The sequence below is a fragment of the Streptococcus peroris ATCC 700780 genome, from assembly GCF_000187585.1.
GTDB classification, from domain to species: domain Bacteria; phylum Bacillota; class Bacilli; order Lactobacillales; family Streptococcaceae; genus Streptococcus; species Streptococcus peroris.
In genome coordinates this window covers 796560-818340 of record NZ_GL732463.1, presented here as the reverse complement: position 1 = coordinate 818340, position 21781 = coordinate 796560, and the positions used below count along the sequence as shown (strand labels likewise).

Here is a 21781-nt window from a genome sequence, read left to right as displayed (position 1 = left end):
GAAATAATTAATCATTTTTTCACGATACTCCCATTTTATCATAAATAGTCGAGAAATTCACGGATATTCTATAAAAACTAAAAAGAACTTGATGCTGCAAATCAAGTTCTATCATTTTTTATGATACGAGGTGTCGTTCCATTTCTTAAGAGTAAATTTTTTAAAATCGTCAGTTTCTAAAATTGTTAGGCTTGCGTTATCTAATCCTCCATTTTTTCGAAGAAGAGCTTCATTATAACCCAAAAGTGTTCGAATACTTGCAGTAAGGTTAGCTCCATGACCAACAAGTAAGAGTTGTTCAGTCTTAGAATCCTTTAAAGATTTGATAAATTGAGTAGTGCGTTGAATTGTGCTGTAGAGTGATTCAGCTTCAAACATAGTGGTATCAAACTTAGCTAAGTTGGTTCGAAATGCCTGAATCTGCTGCGGATAGATTGCATTTAAAGTAGCAATTTTTAACCCTTCTAGTTTACCAAGATGCCATTCTCTGAGATCTGGAACACTTTCCAAGGGACAAGGGTTTGTCAGTTGGCTTTGGATGATTTCAGCTGATTTTACAGCTCTTGGTAAATCACTCGAATAAATCTTATCAAATGAGATATCCTTAAGATATTGCCCAAGTTTCTTTAATGTATCAATAGACTCAGGTAGAAGAGGTGAGTCTCCACCAGCGCCTTGAAAGCGACCCTCTAAATTCCAAACTGTTCGGCCATGACGGACAAAGTAAAGTTTCATGACTTGCTATCCTCCAAAATATCTGCAAAGTTGGCTTTAACAAAGTCTGCTAAATCTTGTGGAGCTATGATGATGCTATGACCAACTTCTCCAGCAGAGACTATCATTTTTTCTAATTTCAATGATCTTTCATCAATATAAATAGGGAAGTTGTGTTTTTGACGGATACCGACAGGATTATTAGCTCCATGTATATAACCAGTTGTTTTTTCTAAATCCTTTTGAGGTATCATAGTCACTTTTTTATTGCCAGAAATCTTTGCTAATTTCTTTTCGGAAAGATGTTCTGTTATGGGTACAATCCCAATAACTGGACCAGTTTTGTCACCAAATAGCGCTAAGGTTTTAAAGATATGTTTTCTATCATAATCCGAAGGAAGTTCTCCCTCTAAAGCGTTGATTTGAATACCTTGATGCTCAACACCTGCCTTAGCCAAAATTTGTTCGACTAGTGTCTTTTTAACTTTAACTTTTTTAGCCATTATTTATATTTATCCTCCAACTGACTCATCCAAATACCTAACCAAATGCCGAGAGCAAAGAAGAAAGCGATGATGACATAGGACACAAGTGATAAGCCACTGTAGCTGATACTTTCAGGATTACCAGCATTGGGAATCAAAATCAAAAGGGTACTTGAAAGAACAATTCCGATGATAAAGTGGTAGACACGGGAGTGATAGACACGGAGAGCATAGTCCATCAATTTTGAGAAAATAATTAGAGTAGCTCCAGCACCGATTGCAATTGGAAGAAAAGTTCCTATTAAATCAAAACTCTTAAAACCGGTCAACATTGGACTGTAAAGACCTAAAATCAAGAGTAGGTTTGAAGGGCTCAATCCCGGAACTAAAACACCTAGAGCAAGAAGAACGCCAGCTAAGATAAAACTTATGAAACTTGCGTTAAGTGAACCAACAACAAAGTTTAAAGCGTAAAGTCCAATCCCAGAAACGATAAAAGTTGCCCAAAACCAGATTAGATCAATCTTATCTCTATCGGAATCCTGTGTAGCTTCCCTCACAAGACTTGGAACTGTACCAATAATGGCACCCGCAAAACTCCATAAGACATAAACCTGATAATGCTCAAGGAGATACTCAATGGGGTATGAAAATAGACCAATTCCAAGTAACATGCCGATAGCAACTGGTAAGAAATAAAATACATCTTCTTTGAAATTTTTAAAGGGATGGGCGAGAAATCGAATCATTCGCTCGTAAATACCCAAGATAGCTGCTAGAACACCACCTGAGATACCTGGTAAAATAAAGCCTAGCGCAATAACTATTCCTTTAATGATTTTTGAAATCCAAGATAACATAAACTCTCTCCGTCCTTTCTTTTAAATACAATACTCATTTAATTATAACACAAACTAAGAAAAATAAATAAGCAAGTGGAAGAAAATCCTGACTTGCTTAATGAATTTAAGGTTTTAAAAATAGTTTTCTAAATGTTTCCTCTTTATTTTTTGATAAGGAAATAATGTTTAAATCTAAGTGGTGATCAAAACCGACTAATTTTCCTTTTGAAGTGAATTGGTGAAGATCAAAGTCAAGATCTGTATTAGGAGAACTTTCAAAATAACCTGAATCAAGTCCATAAGAAGGAATCCAAACGGCAGAAAACTTATCAGTGCTAATGCTGTGTTCTTTCATGAAATACACACCAATATAAATGCCGATATTTTTAGCACCTAGTGATGCAAGTTTCGCGCGGAAAGCTTCAACCCCTTTGTTCATATCTGACATGGTTTTTTCTTCAACATCTAACCAATAGTAGGTAGGGTTGTAAGGTGAAGCTGAATTATAAAATGACTCAGCAGCCTTTTCCATTTCCTCAACATTTTTTCCAGAAACATATGCATATACAGCAACGGGAACATTTCTTTTTTGGAACTCTGAAATATGACTTTTATAAGCTTTATCTGTTCCATTTGTATACGATGCATCATTCTCAGTAGTAATCTGATTTCCACTGTGAACTCGAACAATCGCGCCAGAGATGTTTTGAGATAAAACATCATAGTTGATTTCTGATGGCCGTTGCCAACCGGATATATCTATGACAGGCTTATCCAAATTATGTAGAGCCTGTGTTTCTATTTGTAATGGATTTTGTTTAGTTTTTATAGGGTGTTCTTCAAACCGAGGTCGATTGAGAAATAGGATCCCTATAAAGATAGCAAATATAGTAACTATAAAAGCTGGACGAATTTTTTTTCTCATACCTCTATAGTTTATCGTAAATAATGAAAAAAATCAAAATATTTACTTTAAATTGAGTATTGACAGCAATTAGAGTGGTGCTGACTTCACCAAATTCGTGTATCGTAAACTAAATTATGGTATAATGAAAACGAATATCTATTAGAAAAGAGACAGATATGGCAAATTATGCAATTATTTTAGCAGCGGGTAAAGGTACTCGTATGAAGTCTGATCTTCCAAAAGTCATGCACAAAGTTGCAGGAATTTCAATGTTGGAACATGTCTTTCGTAGTGTTGGAGCTATTACTCCTGAGAAAACAGTAACAGTAGTCGGCCATAAGGCTGAGCTGGTCGAACAAGTTTTAGATGGACAGACTGACTTTGTAAGACAATCCGAGCAATTGGGTACTGGTCATGCAGTTATGATGGCTGAGCCTATTTTAGAAGGTTTAGCTGGTCACACCTTGGTCATTGCAGGCGATACACCTTTAATTACAGGTGATAGTTTGAAAAACCTTATTGATTTTCATGTAAACCACAAAAATGTTGCGACCATATTAACTGCCGAAGCAGATAATCCATTTGGTTACGGACGTATTATCCGTAATGAAAATGCAGAAGTACTACGCATTGTTGAACAAAAAGATGCGACAGACTTTGAAAAGCAAATTAAGGAAATTAATACAGGTACTTACGTCTTTGATAATGAACGTCTCTTTGAAGCGCTTAAGAATATCAATACCAATAATGCTCAAGGTGAGTACTATATCACGGATGTGATTGGTATTTTCCGTGAAGCCGGTGAAAAAGTCGGCGCATACACCCTCAAAGACTTTGATGAAAGCTTAGGAGTAAATGATCGTGTAGCTCTGGCTACGGCAGAAGGAATTATGCGTCGCCGTATTAATCGTGCTCATATGGTTAATGGTGTTAGTTTTGTCAATCCAGATGCAACATACATTGATGTTGATGTTGAAATAGCTCCTGAAGTGCAGATAGAAGCCAACGTTACCCTAAAAGGCCACACAAAAATCGGTGCTGAAACCATCTTAACTAATGGTACCTATATTGTGGACAGTGAGATTGGCGCAAGTGCTGTCATCACCAATTCCATGATTGAAGAGAGTACAGTAGCCGATGGCGTGACAGTAGGACCATACGCTCATATTCGTCCAGGTTCAAGCCTCGCTAAAGATGTTCATATTGGAAACTTTGTGGAAGTGAAGGGTTCAACCATTGGTGAAGCAACCAAGGCGGGACATTTGACCTATATCGGAAATTGTGAAGTTGGTAGCAAGGTTAATTTTGGTGCGGGAACCATTACTGTCAATTATGACGGTAAAGACAAGTACAAAACTGTTATTGGAAATAATGTTTTTGTTGGTTCAAATTCTACTATTATTGCGCCACTAGAACTTGGTGATAATTGTCTTGTCGGTGCAGGTTCAACGATTACCAAGGATGTTCCCGCTGATGCGATTGCCATTGGTCGTGGACGTCAGGTAAATAAAGAAGAATACGCACTTAGACTACCTCACCATCCGAATAATCAATAGGAGTTTCTTATGGAATTTGAAGAAAAGACAATCAGTCGTAAAGAAATTTATAAAGGTCCTATTTTTCAATTAGTACAAGACCAAGTTGAGCTTCCTGAAGGTAAAGGAAGGGCTCAACGTGATTTGATTTTTCACAATGGTGCAGTCTGCGTGTTAGCTGTAACTTCAACAAACAAGATTGTCTTAGTCAAACAATATCGTAAGGCAATTGAAAAAGTTTCCTACGAAATTCCAGCTGGAAAACTAGAAATTGGTGAAAATGCTGATCCAGAAGCTGCCGCCCTCCGTGAATTGGAAGAAGAAACAGCCTATACTGGGAAATTGAGACTGCTCTATGATTTTTACTCAGCTATTGGTTTTTGCAATGAACGTTTGAGACTTTATGTAGCTAGTAATCTAGAGAAAGTAGAAAATCCTCGTCCTCAAGATGAAGACGAAACCTTGGAGTTACTTGAAGTAACAATGGAAGAGGCTTTATCTCTCATTCAGTCTGGTGATATTTGCGATGCCAAGACTATTATGGCCATTCAGTATTGGCAATTACAAAAAAGATAAAGGAGAATCTATGGGTAAGCCTTTATTAACAGATGAAATTATTGAACGTGCAAATCGCGGAGAAAAAATTTCAGGTCCTCCCTTGATAGATGATGAGGAGACAAAAATTTTACCGACATCCTCTCAAGATTTTGGCTATTCGCGCGTGCGAGATCATGGCTTTAGTCAAGATACGCTGGCTATTGATGTTGAACCAAGCATTCATAAGAGTCGTCGTATTGAAAATACCAAGAGAAATGTTTTTAACTCTAAATTGAACAAGATTTTATTTACAGTTATCTTTCTCTTGATTTTGCTAGTTTTAGCTATGAGATTTATTTAAGGGGATATCATGAAAATTGGAATCATTGCAGCAATGCCGGAAGAACTTGTTTACTTGCTTCAACATTTGGAGGAAGCCAAGGAGGAAAAAGTTCTAGATAATAGCTATCATACTGGAAAAATTGGTACGGTTGAGCTTGTGCTAGTAGAGAGCGGGATTGGGAAAGTCATGTCAGCTATGAGCGTGGCAGTTCTAGCGGACCATTTTCAAGTGGATGCAGTTATCAATACCGGTTCAGCTGGTGCTCTTGCAGAAGGTATTTCAGTAGGTGATGTGGTTATTGCAGAAAAACTCGCCTATCATGATGTGGATGTTACCGCCTTTGGCTATGAATATGGTCAAATGGCACAACAACCGCTCTACTTTGAATCGGACAAAAAGTTTGTCAAATTGATTCAAGAAAGTTTATCGAAGTTAAATCAGAATTGGCATTTGGGCTTAATCGTAACAGGTGATAGTTTTATCGCTGATGAGGGTAAAATTGCAGAAATTAAAGGTCACTTTCCTCAAGTTCTGGCTGTAGAAATGGAGGGAGCAGCTATCGCTCAAGCAGCCCACGCCTTAAACCTACCATTCTTGGTTGTTCGTGCAATGAGTGATAACGCCAATCACGAAGCTTCTATTTCCTTTGATGAATTTATCATAGAAGCTGGACGTCGCTCAGCGAAAGCACTTTTGACTCTCCTAGAGTCTATTCATGATTAAAATAAGAAGAACACTGCTTGGTGTTCTTTTTTTAGTAAAAAACGAGCTTGTCTCAGTTAAAGTTATTTTTCGTCTTTTTTGATATAATAGAAACATTGACTTCAAGAGTAAGGAAGAGAAGATGAACGCATTATTAAATGGAATGAATGACCGTCAGGCTGAGGCGGTGCAAACAACAGAAGGGCCCTTGTTAATCATGGCAGGAGCCGGTTCTGGGAAGACTCGTGTTTTAACTCACAGAATCGCCTACTTGATTGATGAAAAAATGGTTAATCCTTGGAATATCTTGGCCATTACCTTTACCAATAAGGCTGCGCGTGAGATGAAGGAGCGTGCCTATGGGCTCAATCCAGCTACTCAGGACTGTCTGATTGCGACCTTTCACTCCATGTGTGTTCGTATCCTGCGTCGCGATGCAGATCATATTGGCTACAACCGCAATTTTACCATAGTAGATCCCGGAGAACAGCGAACCCTCATGAAACGCATTCTCAAGCAGTTAAACTTGGATCCTAAAAAATGGAATGAACGGACCATTTTGGGAACCATTTCCAATGCTAAGAATGACCTGATTGATGATGTGGCTTATGCTTCTCAATCAGGAGACTTGTATACAAATATTGTTGCTAAGTGTTATACGGCCTATCAGAAAGAACTTCGTCAGTCAGAATCTGTTGACTTTGATGACTTGATTATGTTGACCTTGCGCCTTTTTGATCAAAATCCTGATGTCTTGACTTATTACCAGCAGAAGTTTCAGTACATTCATGTTGATGAGTATCAAGATACCAACCATGCTCAGTATCAACTGGTCAAACTGTTAGCTTCTCGTTTCAAAAATATCTGTGTAGTTGGGGATGCAGACCAGTCTATCTATGGTTGGCGTGGGGCTGATATGCAGAATATCCTTGATTTTGAAAAGGATTATCCAGATGCTAAGGTTGTATTGCTTGAAGAAAATTACCGTTCAACCAAAACTATTCTTCAAGCGGCCAACGATGTCATCAAAAACAATAAAAATCGCCGTCCTAAGAATCTCTGGACTCAAAATGCGGATGGGGAGCAAATTGTCTATTACCGTGCCAATGATGAACAGGATGAAGCCGTCTTTGTAGCTAAAACCATTGATGAACTTGGTCGCGCTCATAACTTCCTTCACAAGGACTTTGCAGTTCTTTACCGTACTAATGCCCAGTCACGTACTATTGAGGAGGCTCTGCTCAAGTCTAACATTCCTTATACTATGGTCGGTGGAACCAAGTTCTACAGCCGTAAGGAAATTCGTGATATCATTGCTTACCTTAATCTTATCGCAAATTTAAGTGACAACATCAGTCTTGAGCGTATTATCAATGAACCCAAGCGTGGTATTGGACCTGGAACTGTTGAAAAGATTCGTGACTTTGCCAATATGCAAGAAATGTCTATGCTGGATGCTTCTGCCAATATCATGTTATCCGGCATCAAAGGAAAAGTGGCTCAGTCTATTTGGGACTTTGCCAATATGATTCTGGATTTGAGGGAGCAATTAGACCAATTAAAAATTACAGAGTTGGTTGAGGCTGTCCTTGAAAAGACTGGTTACGTTGATATTCTAAATGCACAAGCAACATTGGAGAGTAAGGCACGGGTTGAAAATATCGAGGAATTCTTATCGGTTACCAAAAACTTCGATGACAACCCTGAAAGCCAAGAAGGGGAAACAGGACTAGATAAACTTAGTCGTTTCTTGAATGATCTTGCTTTGATTGCAGATACTGACTCTGGTAGTCAGGAGACGTCAGAAGTAACCTTGATGACCTTACACGCTGCCAAAGGACTTGAGTTCCCAGTTGTCTTTATTATTGGGATGGAAGAAAATGTCTTTCCACTTAGTCGTGCAGCAGAAGACATGGATGAATTGGAAGAGGAACGCCGTCTAGCCTATGTCGGTATCACGCGCGCCGAGAAAATTCTCTATCTAACCAACGCCAACTCTCGCTTGCTTTTCGGGCGTACAAGTTACAATCGTCCGACCCGTTTTATCAACGAGATTAGTTCAGATTTGTTGACCTATCAAGGTTTGGCTCGTCCAGCTAATACAAGTTTTAAAGCTTCTTACACAAGTGGAAACACTACATTTGGGCAAGGAATGAGTCTGGCACAGGCTCTTCAAGAACGAAAACGGAATACTGCGCCTACATCTATCCAATCAAGTGGTTTACCATTTGGACAATTTGCATCTACTAGTAAATCGTCTTCCAGTGAAACCAACTGGTCTATCGGTGATATTGCCCTTCATAAAAAATGGGGTCAAGGGACTGTCCTTGAAGTATCAGGTAGTGGAGCTACCCAGGAATTAAAAATCAACTTCCCAGAAGTCGGTCTCAAAAAACTTTTGGCCAGTGTTGCCCCGATTGAGAAAAAATCTTAAGGCAAAAATGAAGACAAAATATTGTTATACAGATAAAGGAGAATAAATGTCTGAAAAACAAATGAAAATTGTGGGTTGGATTGCAACTTTTATGTCCATTATGATGTATGTTTCTTATATTCCACAAATTTTAGATAATCTAGCAGGTCATAAGGGGAATTTTATCCAACCAGCAGTTGCAGCTCTAAACTGTTGCCTCTGGTGTTACTATGGTTTCTTTAAGGAAAAGAGAGATATTCCTATTGTTGCAGCAAATATCCCTGGGATAATTTTAGGAATTATAACTGCATTGACCTCTATATTCTAAAAATAAAAAGCAATTAGCAGAGTTATCTGTTAGTTGCTTTTTTATATTTACAAAATATATTTCTCAATAGCGCGTGCAACACCATCTTCTTCATTGCTAGCAGTTACGGCATCAGCGAGAGATTTTACGTGGTCGCTGGCATTTCCCATGGCAATCCCAAGCCCTGCAAACTCTAACATCTCAATGTCGTTATTGGCATCACCCATGGCCATGATTTCAGAAGTTTGGATATCCAAAATCTCAGCCAAACGAGAAAGAGCAGAAGCTTTGGTCGTGCCAAGTGGCATTGCCTCATAGATAACAGGTTGAGAACGAACACCGCTAAATCTCTGACAAAGTTCATCAGCAAATCGTTGTTCAAAGTCATCTGTCTGTTCTTTTGTCCCTAAAAACATTCCCTGGAACATACGATATTTACCACTGGTAGCCTCCTCAAGTGAGATTTCAGTCAGGTCAGCAAAGACAAGTGTGGCATCATATTGAACGATAGGATTTGGTTTGCCTCCAAGAACGAAGTAGTGGTCCTCATCAAAGAGAGTCAACTGGACTTCACTCTTTTCAGCAAGTTCATTGAGGTATTCGATATCGGATTTGCTAAGTTCCCGCCAGTCAACAAGGCTCCAGTCGCTTGTTTGATGAGTAGAACAACCATTGTTGACGATGACGTATTCATTTTGCAAATCAAGACTGAGTTTCTTGTAGTAGGGAAGAACTCCAAAGAGAGGGCGGCCAGTACAGAGAACCAGTTTGACGCCTTTGTCGATAGCTTTATGAATAGCATCAATATGAGCTAGAGGGATTTCTTTGACTTCGTTGAGAAGAGTACCATCCATATCTAGGGCAAGTAATTTAATCATAGTATTTCCTTTTCTCGTGTTTTGCCTATATTATAGCATATTTTGAGAATCAGAGACAGAATCTTCTGTTAAATCATGGTATAATAAAAGGGAATGAAAAAACAAACGAGGCAGCGATGAAACTACTTTATACCGATATTCGGACTTCTTTGACAGAAATCCTGACCAAGGAGGCTCAGGGACTGGTTGCCCAAGGTAAACGAGTCTTTTACATAGCCCCTAACTCACTTTCTTTTGAAAAGGAACGTGCCGTGCTGGAATGTTTAAGCCAGCAGGCTTCTTTTGCGATTACAGTCACACGCTTCGCTCAAATGGCACGTTATCTTGTTTTAAATGATATTCCTGAGAGGTCAAATCTTGATGATATCGGACTTGGTATGGCTTTCTATAAGTGTCTGTCCGAGATTAATCCTAAGGATTTACGTGTTTACGGGGCTATTAAACAAGATTCGCAATTCATCCAGCAACTGATTGAGATTTATCATGAAATTTCAACTGCAAAGATGAGTTTTTTGGACTTGGAAAGTTTGACAGATGCTGATAAACGTTCTGATTTGCTCTTGATTTTTGAAAAGATAACAGCGTATTTAAATCAAGGTCAAGTTTCACAGGGGAGTCCATTATCCTATCTGATTGATGCTATCGAAAAAAACAATGTAAGTAGTGATTTTAGTAAGATTGCCCTAGTCATTGATGGTTTTACCCGTTTTTCTGCAGAAGAGGAACATCTAGTGGATTTGCTTCATCGTAAGGGTGTTGAGATTATTATAGGCGTATATGCGACTAAGAAAGCCTATAATAGCTCTTTTAGTGAAGGGAACCTCTATCAAGCCAGTGTTGAGTTTTTGCGTCATTTATCCTCTAAATATCAGACCAAGGCAGGAGATGCATGTCAAGAACATAAAAACCTTGATGCTTTTGCCAAAGCCTCAAAATTACTGGAAAGTGCTTATGATTATTCTGAAATTAGCTTAGAAGTGGATGCTAAGGATAGAGAAGATTTGCAAATCTGGTCTTGTCTGACACATAAAGAAGAGCTGGAGCTAGTTGCTCGCAGCATTCGCCAAAAATTGCACCAAGAGTCAGAACTTAGCTATAAGAATTTTCGTATCTTACTTGGAGACGTAGAGTCTTATAAACTGTCCTTGCAAACCATCTTTAATCAATATCAAATTCCTTTTTATCTAGGTAAGAGTGAGTCCATGGCTCATCATCCTTTGACTCAATTTGTAGAATCCATCGGACGTCTCAAACGGTACTATTTCCGTCAAGAAGATTTGATTAATCTCCTACGAACTGGATTGTATACCGATCTTAGCCAAGAGGAAATCGATAGTTTTGAACAATATCTCCGCTATCTAGGCATTGATGGTCTTTCTAGTTTTAAACAAGAATTTACAAAAAACCATCGTGAAAAATTTGACTTAGTCAAATTAAATGAGCTTCGTGTTCGTGTACTAAGTCCTCTAGAAACTTTATTATCCAGCCGTAAACAAAATGCTGAAAATATCCTTGCAAAATGGAATAACTTTTTGAAGGATTCCTTTGTGACTAAGAAACTGCAAAACTTATCTGAAACGATGGAAGTGGCAGATCAAGAAAGACAAGAAGAGGTCTGGAAAGCCTTTTGCCACGTAATGGAACAATTTGCGACCGTATTTGAGGGGACTCAGGTTGCTTTAGATGATTTCTTAGCTCTCCTTCATTCAGGGATGTCATTGTCAAATTACCGTACAATTCCAGCAACAGTGGATACTGTCCTGGTGCAAAGTTATGATTTGATTGCACCTTTAACATCAGATCTCATCTATGCAATTGGTTTGACTCAAGAACACTTGCCAAAAATCGCTCAAAATACAAGTTTATTGAGTGACGAAGAAAGAGAGGTCTTAAACCAAACGACTCAAGATGGTTCGCAATTACTGATTGCTAGTCATGAAAATCTTAAGAAGAATCGCTATACCATGCTTTCTTTGGTAAATTCTGCCAAGAAGCAATTAGTCTTATCAGCGCCAAGTTTACTCAATGAAAATGAGAGCAAAGAGTCAGTTTATCTGAAAGAATTACAGGATTTTGGTTTTACCAAGATTGAAAAGAGAATCAATCGAAAAAACCTATCAAAGGATGATATTGGTTCTTATCACAGTCTTTTGTCTAGTCTTGTTGCTTATCACCAGCAAGGTGAGTCGGAGACAAGTGAGCAGGACTTGACCTTTATTAAGGTTCTAGCTCGTGTTATGGGGAGAAAATTAGAAGATCAAGGTCTTGATAATCCAGTACTACCAACAAGTCCAAAGAGTAAGACCTTAGCTACTGAAACTTTGGAAGTCTTGTATCCTAAAAATCAAGATTTTTATCTATCAACTTCGGGATTGACAGAGTTTTATCGAAACGAATATAGTTATTTCCTTCGTTATGTCTTAGGATTGCAGGAAGAATTACGTTTGCGACCTGATGCTCGAAGCCATGGGAATTTCTTGCATCGCATCTTTGAACGAGCTATGAAACTTCCTGCTGATACATCTTTTGACCGACGTTTAGAACAAGCCATTTCTGAAACTAGTCAGGAACGAGAGTTTCAAGCTATTTATCAAGAAAGTTTAGAAGCTCAATTCACCAAGGAAGTCCTCTTGGATGTTGCACGCGCTACAGGACACATTTTGCGTCACAATTCTGAAATTGAAACTATTCAGGAAGAAGCAGTATTTGGTGGCAAGGAACAAGCTTTTGTTCAGTTAGATAATGGCAGAAATGTCTATGTCCGTGGTAAAGTGGACCGTATCGATCGCTTAAAGAGCAGTGAAGCTATTGGTGTTGTAGATTACAAATCTTCTGTGACTCAGTTTAACTTCCCTCTCTTTTATAACGGCCTGAACTCGCAATTACCGACCTACCTAGCAGCGCTTAAAAAAGAAGGAAATTCAGACTTCTTCGGTGCTATGTATTTAGAGATGGCTGAGCCAGTCCAGTCCTTACAAAAGTTTAAAACTCTTTCAAAGGCTTTAGCGGAAACTTCTAAGAGTATGAAATACCAAGGCCTATTTCTTGAAAAAGAAATGAAAAACCTTGGTGAATTCTATAATAAAAACAAGACCTATCAGTTGTCTGATCAGGAATTCCAGTTACTGCTGGACTATAACGCCCTTATTTATAAGAAAGCAGCAGAGAAGATTTTATCTGGTAGATTTGCTATCAATCCTTACACAGAAGATGGCAGAAGTATTGCTCCTTATGTCCAACAATATCAAGCCATTACAGGATTTGAAGCCAATTACCATTTAGGGCAAGCTCGTTTCTTAGAAAAGATTGAGTCGGAAGATGGTAAACAACCAAGAGGCGAGAAAGTTAAGCATGCGTGGATGAATAAAATTAGAGAGGAGTTGGAGCGATGAAATTTTTAACCCAAGAAGAGATTGCAGCCTTGCAAATAGCAGAAGCTCAGTCTAATAAGAAAACTAAGAGAACCACTGAACAAATTCAAGCAATCTATAGCTCTGGACAAAATATCCTAGTTTCAGCTTCAGCTGGTTCAGGGAAGACCTTTGTTATGGCTGAACGCATTCTTGACCAGTTAGCGCGTGGTGTAGAAATTCGACAACTCTTTATCTCAACCTTTACTGTTAAGGCAGCAACCGAGTTAAAAGAACGCTTGGAAAAGAAAATCAGTCAACAAATCCAAGAAACTCAAGATCTGGAACTAAAAAAACACCTCGGCAGACAACTAGCTGATTTACCCAATGCTGCGATAGGAACTATGGACTCCTTTACGCAAAAATTCCTGACCAAGCATGGCTATCTCCTTAATCTATCTCCAAACTTTCGGATTCTTGAGAATGAAAGTGAGCAACTCCTCTTAAAAAATGAAGTTTTTCGACAAGTTTTTGAAAGTCATTACCAAGGCCAGGATAAAGATAATTTTAGTCGATTGGTTAAGAACTTTGCAGGTAGAAGCAAAGACGCGCGTGGACTGCGTAAACAGGTCTATATGATTTATGATTTCTTACAATCTACAAGTAATCCTCAGTCTTGGCTAGAAGCATCGTTCTTAAAAGGCTTCGAAAAGGCTAATTTTCCAATTGCTAAAGAAAAACTTGCAGAGGCTATAAAGGAAAATCTCTGGGACATAGAAGATTTTTTCCGTCATCATTTGGATAATGATGCCAAGGAATTTGGTAAAGCAGCTTATTTAGAGTCTGTTCAACAAGTACTTGATGAAATCATCTCTTTAACTCACGAATCTACTTTTGAACAATACCAAGAAGTTCTAGAGCGAGTTGTGAGTATTTCTAAAGATAAGGGTGGCCGTGCTCTCACAAATGCTAGTCGCAAGGCTGAACTCCTAGAACTGAAAGAAGCCTACAACCAAGAGAGAAAAGACAAGTTTGAAAAGCTAATTGCACTAAATGACCAAATTACTTTATTGAAATTCCAGGAAAAATATCATCAAGAGTCTTGGGACTTAGCAAAGACTTTTCAAGTTTTCATGAGTGATTTTGTTGATGCATATCGAAAGCGTAAACGCGAAGAGAATACCTTTGAATTTGCGGATATTAGCCACTATACTATTGAGATTCTGGAAAACTTCCCTCAGGTACGTCAAGAGTATCAGGAACGTTTCCACGAAGTCATGGTCGATGAGTACCAAGATACCAACCATATCCAGGAAAGAATGTTGGAACTCCTCTCGAACGGCAATAACCGTTTTATGGTGGGAGATATTAAGCAGTCTATTTATCGTTTTAGACAGGCAGATCCACAAATTTTCAATGAAAAATTTCATAGATTTGCTAAAAATAGTGAAGAAGGTCAGTTAATACTGCTCAAGGAAAATTTCCGTAGTAGTTCAGAAGTACTAAATGCTACCAATGACGTCTTTAAGCATCTCATGGATGAGGAAGTTGGAGAGATATCTTATGACGGTATGCATCAACTTATTTTTGGAAACACTGATCTTCAAGCAAATCCTGAAAACAAGGCAGAAGTTCTCTTATATGATAAGGATGATGACGGAGACTCTGATGAGGAGGAACTTGCAACCAACAAACTGACTGGTGAAATGCGAATGGTCATTAAGGAGATTTTACACCTTCATAATGATAAGGGTGTACCTTTCAAGGACATTGCTCTCTTGACTGCTGCTAGAAGTCGAAATAATCAAGTTCTGCTTGCTCTATCTGAGTATGGTATTCCGGTTAAGACCGACGATGCAGAAAAAAGTTATTTGCAATCTTTAGAAGTGCAGGTGATGTTGGATACTCTTCGTGTCATCCATAATCCTCTTCAAGATTTCGCTTTAGTTGCTTTAATGAAGTCTCCAATGTTTAGCTTTGATGAGGATGAATTAGCACGTCTAGCTCTCCAAAAATCCGAGGATAAGTCTCAAGAAAACTTTTATGAAAAACTAGTCAATGCTCAAGAAAATACTGGTCTTCAAAAGAATTTAATCACAGATGAATTACAAAAGAAACTAAACTTTTTCATGGAAACAGTCCAGACTTGGCGTTTGTTCTCAAAAACGCATTCGCTTTATGACCTTATTTGGAAAATCTATAGCGAACGTTTCTACTATGATTATGTTGGTGCTTTACCAAATGGTCAGGCAAGACAGGCCAACCTCTATGCCCTAGCACTACGAGCTGACCAGTTTGAAAAGAGTAATTTTAAAGGCTTATCACGTTTCATAACTATGATTGATCAAGTCTTGGAAGTCAAGCACGACCTTGCCAGTGTCACTGTAGCTCCACCTAAGGATGCTGTGGAGCTTATGAGTATTCATAAGAGTAAGGGGCTTGAGTTCCCTTATGTCTTTATTCTCAATATTGATCAACAATTTAACAAGCAAGATTCCATGTCTGAAGTTATCCTAAGTCGTAAAAATGGCCTTGGTCTTAAGTACGTAGCTAGAGTAGCTACAAATGCCAAAGAGGAATACGTTCCATCTACCATTAAGCTTTCCATTCCTAGCTTGACATATACCCAAAACGAAGAAGAGCTCCAATTAGCAAGTTATTCTGAACTCATGCGTTTGCTCTATGTGGCTATGACACGTGCAGAGAAAAAAATATATCTAGTCGGAAAAGGTTCACGTGAGAAATCGGAGGCTAAAGAATATCCGACAAACGGAAAAGGGCTTTTGACTCGAGAAACTAGACTAGATGCTAGTAATTTCCAAGCTTGGATTTGGGCGATTTATCAAGCCTTTTCTAAAGAGGATTTGCACTTTAGTGTACGCTTTGAAGGTGAAGAAGAACTAACCAAGGAAGCAATTGGAAAATTGGAAAATAAAAGTCAGCTCCAAGACCTTTCTCAGGCAGATAACCGTCAATCTGATACCATCAGGGAAGCTTTACAAATGCTGAAAGAGGTGGAAGTCTATAATCAAATTCACCGTGCAGCAATTAATCTTCCGAGTGTTCAGACACCGAGTCAGCTTAAAAAGTTCTATGAACCAGTCATGGATATGGAAGGTGTAGTAGTAGCTGGTCAATCTAAACCAAAAGAAACTATTATTCAGTTTGATCTTCCAGACTTCTCTAAAACAGAAAAAGTTACTGGAGCCGAGATTGGTAGTGCCACCCATGAACTCATGCAACGAATCAATCTCGCTAAGCAACCTACTTTGGAAACCTTGACAGAAGCCTTGGAGCAAGTTCAGGCAACTTCAGCTGTTAAAGATAAAGTTAATCTAGAAAAAATCTTGTCCTTCTTTGATACAGCTCTTGGTCAAGAGATTCTTGCAAATCAAGATAAACTTTATCGAGAACACCCCTTCTCTATGTTAAAAAGAGATTCTAAGAGTCAGGAAGACTTTGTTGTCCGTGGAATTTTAGATGGTTATCTAGTTTATAAGGATAAAATTGTTCTCTTTGACTACAAGACAGATCATTATGAATATCCAAGTCAACTGATTGAACGTTATAGAGGCCAATTATCTCTATATGCAGAAGCCTTATCCCGTTCTTATGAGATAGATAAGATTGAAAAATATCTGATTTTACTTGGTAAAGATGCTGTAGAAGTAGTAGAAGTTACCTAATCTTTTAAAACTATTGCCTTATTGGCAGTAGTTTTTATTTATGTTCAGTTGTGGTATACTAGTTTCAGAAAAGGATGAAACAGAATCTATGTCAAAAGAAATCGATATCGAATATTATCACCAATTAGCATTGCAAAAGCAAAAGGAACACCGTAAGTTCCTAGGAAATTTGAAGAAAAAAGCACCAAAAAATTTAGATAAAATTGCCCTTGAGATTCACCAAGAGGTTTTTGAAGAGATTGATTGTACAGCCTGTGCTAATTGTTGTAAAACCCTTGGTCCTGACTTTAAAGAAGCTGATATCACAAGGATTGCCAAATATTTTAAGATGAAACTTCCTGCCTTTGAAGCTGAATTTTTACAAGTCGATGAAGATGGTGATAAGGTTTTTAAATCTATGCCTTGTCCTTTCTTAGGTGGCGATAACCTCTGCTCTATTTACGAGGTCCGACCCAAAGCTTGTAGAGAATTTCCGCATACCGACCGTAAAAAGATTTATCAAATCAATAATTTGACTATCAAAAATACTTTAACTTGTCCAGCTGCCTATCTATTTGTTGAAAGATTAAGAGAGAAAATTTATAGATAACTATTATTTATTTTCGTATATAGTTTGTAAATAAAAGAGTTATGTAAAAGTTGGTAACAAAATTGATTTTAGTTTATACTAGAATCAAAACTTTAGATAAAATATCTGCTCTAAACCAAACAAATACAGTATTTATTTTAGGAGATTTTATTAAATGAAAAAGTTAACGAAATTAGGTGTTGCATCCTTTTCTATTTTTGTGTTAAATGTTTACTCACAGACTATTGTGAAGGCTGATGAAAATGTAAATACAAGTACTCCTGTAGCACTAGCATCATCAGCAGGTCAAGCAAACTCATCTAGTAGTAGTACCTCGTCAGTGAACGCACAACAGGATGGAAATTCTACAGTTGCTAGTAATGTTACTCCTACTACTGAGGAGGCAACGTCTACTAGCAATACTGCAAATACTTCAGTTTCTGAAAATGGTAGAGAAAGTAATACAAGAGCAGTTACTCCAAAAAATGGAAACATCATTGATGAAGGTGGTTATGTTAATGTGGAAGGACAACCAGCATTCTCAAGTGAAGACGGTAAAAATGTTACTTACTCTTATACAGTTGCTTACCAAGCAATGCATTCGAGCGACCATGGGCAGTCAGTAAGTGATCTTGCAATCCGAATTCCAAATTTACCAAATGCAAAAGTAGATTTTACATTGGTAGGAACGAGGGATGCCAAAGAAAGTCCTATCTCTGTAAATGTTCCAATGAAATTAATCAATTTTGACGATGAGAATAGGCTATATCCAACTGTGATTCCGAGAGCCGAGGAACTGGAAGCAGGGAAAATACCTTTTATCGTAGGATTTAAGGGTTATGGTGCCTATGGTGGAGTTGACGAATCAAAAATCACTTCTTATTCCATTTTTACAGTTTTTTCTAAAAGTCAAGCAGTTCGGGTAAATGTCACTCTCCCTTTAGAAGAAGCAAAGAAAATTAAATACTTACCTATTGACACTCGCATGGATTGGAAATCTAGTCAAGAAGGTGGTGGTTCCTACGAAGAAGGCTCTCAAAACCTTCAAGACTATAAGAATCACCAAGTAGGTGTTTATAATGAAAACGGAGAATTCTCATATGGTGGTTTAGAAAATCCTTCCTTAATCGACGATAGTTATGTACAAAACGGTCATTTGATTAGGTCGGTCTCAAACCCTAGTACTTATATCACACCGAATAATGGTGATTGGACCAGGATTCCACATGATATCAATATCAATCCAGAAACTTTCTTCAATTATGTAAAAACATTTAATTTAAAATATAATCCAGTTGTTTCTTATTATGCTTCAGAGTTTGAAGATATGGCTGACCAAGATGTATCCGCGTTTTATCAAGGAAATGTTCTTGTTGATTATGTTATCAAAGATTCTAGTCAATCGATAAAATCTACTTATACAGATACTCCTCTAACATCTATTTATGGAATGGATGGAGCTCTTAAAACATATGATATTTCAAAAAATAATAAGGAACGTCCAGAGTTTATTATTTTTAATGGTCAAACATATCATCTAGTTGGTGTTTCAACAACATCTGCACCTGAATACGGTTTGATGAAAGAAGGAACAACTCAAGTTGTTTATGAATATGTGAAGGAAGAACTTAGCACAGTAACTCCAGCCCCAACGTTTATCCCACCAGTTATTCCAGCTCAAAAACCAGTTCAATCAAGTCAAAATGAAGATATAAAAGTAAATTCGATTGAAGAACAATCTTCCAATCATAAAGAAATTTCAAAACCTCAACTGGATCAGGATTTAGCGAATCAATCAGAAGTGTCTCCAGAACAAGGACAATTACCTAATACAGGGAATTCAAACACTCCATTCTTTAGTTTCTTAGGATCTTTAGTGGGTATTTTCGGATTTGCTCTTCTTAAAAAAAGAAAAAGTGAAAGATAATTTTTTAATGCTAACGAGTATTGATGTAGTCATCCCAGATGGGATGGCTTTTTTACGAAAAAATAATTTTCTCTATTTCTTTTTTGTATATTTATAATTAATTTTAAAATTTCTTTTGAAATCTTATATCAAAGAAATCAAATAATAAGCTTAAAGTTTCTTAAACTTTCTTAAACTTTTTCTTAAAGAAAACTGATATAAGGTATCTTTAAGCGATGTTCTGTATAGTTATACCATCACTAAGAAAGGAGTGCCGGTATGAACTATATAGTAATTCCAGCTTATCAACCTGATAATAAACTGATCACACTCATCGAAAAAATTCACGAAAAGAGTGATTTTCGTATTCTAGTTATCGACGACGGTAGTTCATCAAAGTGTCAAAATATCTTTGATAAAGCAGAACAATATGCTACGGTACTCCGTCACCAAGTGAACCAAGGTAAAGGCCAAGCACTTAAAACGGCCTTTACTTATATCCAACAACAAAATAGCTATGGAACGGTTGTAACGGCAGACGCTGATGGTCAGCATAAGATTTGGGATATTCTCCGTACGGCTAACAAAGCTTCTGAAAATCCTAATAAGCTAATCCTGGGTGTGCGGGCTTTCACAGGTAAAGTACCCCTTCGTAGCCGTTTCGGAAATAGCTTAACAAAAGAACTTTTTAAGATTCAAACTGGGATAGAAGTAGCAGATACTCAGACAGGACTTCGATCCTTTACAACAAATCTTATTCCTTTTATGCTAGAAATCGAAGGACAACGTTATGAATATGAAATGAATATGCTACTTGAAGCTACTAAAGAATATCAAATTTTAGAAGTTCCCATTGAAACTGTCTATATTAATGATAATGAGGCTTCACACTTCCGTCCTATTCAAGATGGGCTTATGATTTATAAAAATATTTTCAAATTTGCCTTATCATCTCTCAGTAGCTTTGTTGTAGACTATGTCGTTTACGCCCTAGCAATCTTGTTTTTACCAACAGTGCCAACAAATTTCCGGATTTTCCTATCTAACGGACTAGCTCGTGTGACAAGCTCCGTTTTTAACTACTCTACAAATAAGAAACTTGTCTTTAAAAATGAAGATAGTCTTGCTAAGACAGGAATGGAATACTTTGGTCTAGCAGTCGGACTCTTTGTTTTAGATACTCTGCTTATTCGTCTATTCTTTACTGTATTTGGAATTAGTCTCCTAATTTCTAAGATTATCGTAGGAATTCTTCTCTTTGCAGTTTCATGGTTGGTACAGAAGAAATTTATTTTTAAGGAAAGGGCTGAAATCGTATGATGAAATTTCTGAAAAAATACTATGCTTACGCCTCAGTTTTTGGCCTATTACTAACAGGTTCTTTTACTTATTCCATGTTGAAGACTTTTGTTCTTGCTGAGACTATTTCGACAGTAGCAACAACTAGCACTAGTCCAAATACTGCGACGGCAAATCAAGCAGCAAAAACAGCAACAGTAACAGACTCAAGTTATAAGGATGATAATATCTCCATCAATTTGTCTGAATCGACAGTTAATAGTACGCAAGTCTACGTTGCAGATGTTACAGTAAGCTCATCAGATTATCTAAAAACAGCCTTCGCTCAAAATGCGTTTGGGACCAACGTAACTGCAAAAACTTCTGAAACAGCTAAAAACAACAATGCTATTTTAGCGGTTAACGGAGATTACTACGGTGCAAACTCAACTGGTTATGTTATCCGTAATGGTGTCGTCTATCGTGATACTGTACGAGAAGATTCAAGCAATGGTGATTTAGCTATCTATAAAGATGGTAGCTTCAAGATTATCTACGAAGATCAAATTTCAGCTGACCAACTAGTTAAAGATGGTGTTGTCAATCTCTTAGCTTTTGGACCAGCCTTGGTTGAAAATGGTGAGATTGCAGTAGGAACAAATGAAGAAGTTGGCCAAGCTATGGCTTCGAATCCTCGTACTGCTATTGGAATTATTGATGCAAACCACTATATTATCGTAGTTTCTGACGGACGGACATCTGAAAGCAAAGGCCTATCCCTGTACCAAATGGCTGAAGTCATGAAATCATACGGTGTAAAAACCGCCTATAACCTTGATGGTGGTGGATCATCTACGCTTTACTTTAACAGTCAGGTTATCAATAAACCAACGACTGGAGGAAATAAAATTTCAGAAAGGGCGGTGAGTGATATTGTATACATCGGTTATTAATCCTAACAAAAAACGTTTTAAAAAAACTGTCATCTCTTATACACTAATTACGATTTTCTTCTTTGCTTTTTCCAGAATTTATGAAGCATTTAGTTTTGGAGAGACATCAGTTCATATGCATTACTTGTTCGCCGTACCTTTGGTAGGTGGGATAATACTAGCAATCTTGCTCAAAGCCTTTGCGTATTTTTCAAGATTAAGCCTTAATTTATGGAATTCGGCAGTAGCTATTATTACAACAGGGACACTATTCCGAGGAATTGTCAATTTATCCGGCCGTTCTACAACTTTGGATCAGCCTTACTGGTATGTGGGAATAGGATTTACGATACTCGCTATTCTTTCCATTTTCCTAAGACCGTCAACAAGAAGTTAAC

The 21781-nt window shown here is 37.6% G+C and carries 18 protein-coding genes; 13 read left to right on the top strand and 5 right to left on the bottom strand.

The annotated features are described in order from the left end of the window. Nucleotides 1-111: 111 nt before the first annotated feature. The 4 genes from HMPREF9180_RS05935 to HMPREF9180_RS05920 all read right to left on the bottom strand — a co-directional run bounded on the left by HMPREF9180_RS05935 (nucleotide 112) and on the right by HMPREF9180_RS05920 (nucleotide 2966). On the bottom strand, nucleotides 112-735 hold the full coding sequence (locus HMPREF9180_RS05935) for a histidine phosphatase family protein (protein WP_006145592.1): 624 nt from the start codon (nucleotides 733-735) through the stop codon (nucleotides 112-114). After that, the gene (locus tag HMPREF9180_RS05930) at nucleotides 732-1217 is read right to left on the bottom strand and encodes an aminoacyl-tRNA deacylase (protein ID WP_006145591.1); all 486 of its coding nucleotides are present in this window, start codon (nucleotides 1215-1217) and stop codon (nucleotides 732-734) included. Before HMPREF9180_RS05930 ends, HMPREF9180_RS05935 begins: the two co-directional genes overlap by 4 nt. Next, entirely contained in the window at nucleotides 1217-2059 is an 843-nt protein-coding gene (locus tag HMPREF9180_RS05925; protein WP_006145590.1) for a DUF368 domain-containing protein, read from the bottom strand. Before HMPREF9180_RS05925 ends, HMPREF9180_RS05930 begins: the two co-directional genes overlap by 1 nt. Nucleotides 2060-2165: 106 nt before the next feature. Further along, a complete protein-coding gene (locus HMPREF9180_RS05920) occupies nucleotides 2166-2966 on the bottom strand; it encodes a glycoside hydrolase family 25 protein (protein ID WP_006145589.1) in 801 nt (266 codons plus the stop codon). A gap of 158 nt (nucleotides 2967-3124) precedes the next feature. Between HMPREF9180_RS05920 and glmU the strand changes: the two genes are divergently transcribed. From glmU to HMPREF9180_RS05890, 6 genes are all read left to right on the top strand, one after another. Beyond that, nucleotides 3125-4504: a bifunctional UDP-N-acetylglucosamine diphosphorylase/glucosamine-1-phosphate N-acetyltransferase GlmU gene (glmU, locus tag HMPREF9180_RS05915; protein WP_006145588.1), complete on the top strand. Its 1380-nt coding sequence runs from the start codon at nucleotides 3125-3127 to the stop codon at nucleotides 4502-4504. Between the two features lie 9 nt (nucleotides 4505-4513). Beyond that, nucleotides 4514-5059: an NUDIX hydrolase gene (locus tag HMPREF9180_RS05910; protein ID WP_006145587.1), complete on the top strand. Its 546-nt coding sequence runs from the start codon at nucleotides 4514-4516 to the stop codon at nucleotides 5057-5059. A gap of 10 nt (nucleotides 5060-5069) precedes the next feature. Next, complete coding sequence (gene macP, locus HMPREF9180_RS05905; RefSeq protein WP_006145586.1) at nucleotides 5070-5381, top strand: cell wall synthase accessory phosphoprotein MacP; 312 nt, start codon at nucleotides 5070-5072, stop codon at nucleotides 5379-5381. Nucleotides 5382-5390: 9 nt separating this feature from the next. Next, entirely contained in the window at nucleotides 5391-6086 is a 696-nt protein-coding gene (locus HMPREF9180_RS05900; protein WP_006145585.1) for a 5'-methylthioadenosine/adenosylhomocysteine nucleosidase, read from the top strand. A 121-nt stretch (nucleotides 6087-6207) separates the two neighbouring features. Then, a complete protein-coding gene (gene pcrA / locus HMPREF9180_RS05895; protein WP_006145584.1) occupies nucleotides 6208-8499 on the top strand; it encodes a DNA helicase PcrA in 2292 nt (763 codons plus the stop codon). Between the two features lie 46 nt (nucleotides 8500-8545). Further along, the gene (locus HMPREF9180_RS05890; protein ID WP_006145583.1) at nucleotides 8546-8806 is read left to right on the top strand and encodes a SemiSWEET family transporter; all 261 of its coding nucleotides are present in this window, start codon (nucleotides 8546-8548) and stop codon (nucleotides 8804-8806) included. A gap of 47 nt (nucleotides 8807-8853) precedes the next feature. Here HMPREF9180_RS05890 and HMPREF9180_RS05885 read toward each other — a convergent pair whose 3' ends face one another. Then, a complete protein-coding gene (locus HMPREF9180_RS05885; protein WP_006145582.1) occupies nucleotides 8854-9663 on the bottom strand; it encodes a Cof-type HAD-IIB family hydrolase in 810 nt (269 codons plus the stop codon). A 116-nt stretch (nucleotides 9664-9779) separates the two neighbouring features. Here HMPREF9180_RS05885 and rexB point away from each other — a divergent pair, with 116 nt between their 5' ends. From rexB to HMPREF9180_RS05850, 7 genes are all read left to right on the top strand, one after another. Next, entirely contained in the window at nucleotides 9780-13055 is a 3276-nt protein-coding gene (gene rexB / locus HMPREF9180_RS05880) for an ATP-dependent nuclease subunit B (RefSeq protein ID WP_006145581.1), read from the top strand. Then, nucleotides 13052-16699, top strand: coding sequence for a helicase-exonuclease AddAB subunit AddA (gene addA, locus HMPREF9180_RS05875; protein WP_006145580.1), 3648 nt, complete (start codon nucleotides 13052-13054; stop codon nucleotides 16697-16699). The genes rexB and addA overlap by 4 nt, the downstream gene beginning before the upstream one ends. An 88-nt stretch (nucleotides 16700-16787) precedes the next feature. Then, the gene (locus HMPREF9180_RS05870; protein ID WP_025168680.1) at nucleotides 16788-17288 is read left to right on the top strand and encodes a YkgJ family cysteine cluster protein; all 501 of its coding nucleotides are present in this window, start codon (nucleotides 16788-16790) and stop codon (nucleotides 17286-17288) included. Nucleotides 17289-17442: 154 nt separating this feature from the next. After that, a complete protein-coding gene (locus HMPREF9180_RS05865) occupies nucleotides 17443-19194 on the top strand; it encodes an LPXTG cell wall anchor domain-containing protein (protein WP_006145578.1) in 1752 nt (583 codons plus the stop codon). A gap of 258 nt (nucleotides 19195-19452) precedes the next feature. Continuing rightward, nucleotides 19453-20493, top strand: coding sequence for a bifunctional glycosyltransferase family 2/GtrA family protein (locus HMPREF9180_RS05860; RefSeq protein ID WP_006145577.1), 1041 nt, complete (start codon nucleotides 19453-19455; stop codon nucleotides 20491-20493). Next, nucleotides 20493-21404: a phosphodiester glycosidase family protein gene (locus HMPREF9180_RS05855; protein ID WP_025168679.1), complete on the top strand. Its 912-nt coding sequence runs from the start codon at nucleotides 20493-20495 to the stop codon at nucleotides 21402-21404. Before HMPREF9180_RS05860 ends, HMPREF9180_RS05855 begins: the two co-directional genes overlap by 1 nt. Continuing rightward, entirely contained in the window at nucleotides 21379-21780 is a 402-nt protein-coding gene (locus HMPREF9180_RS05850) for a hypothetical protein (protein WP_006145575.1), read from the top strand. The genes HMPREF9180_RS05855 and HMPREF9180_RS05850 overlap by 26 nt, the downstream gene beginning before the upstream one ends. Nucleotide 21781: the final 1 nt, after the last annotated feature.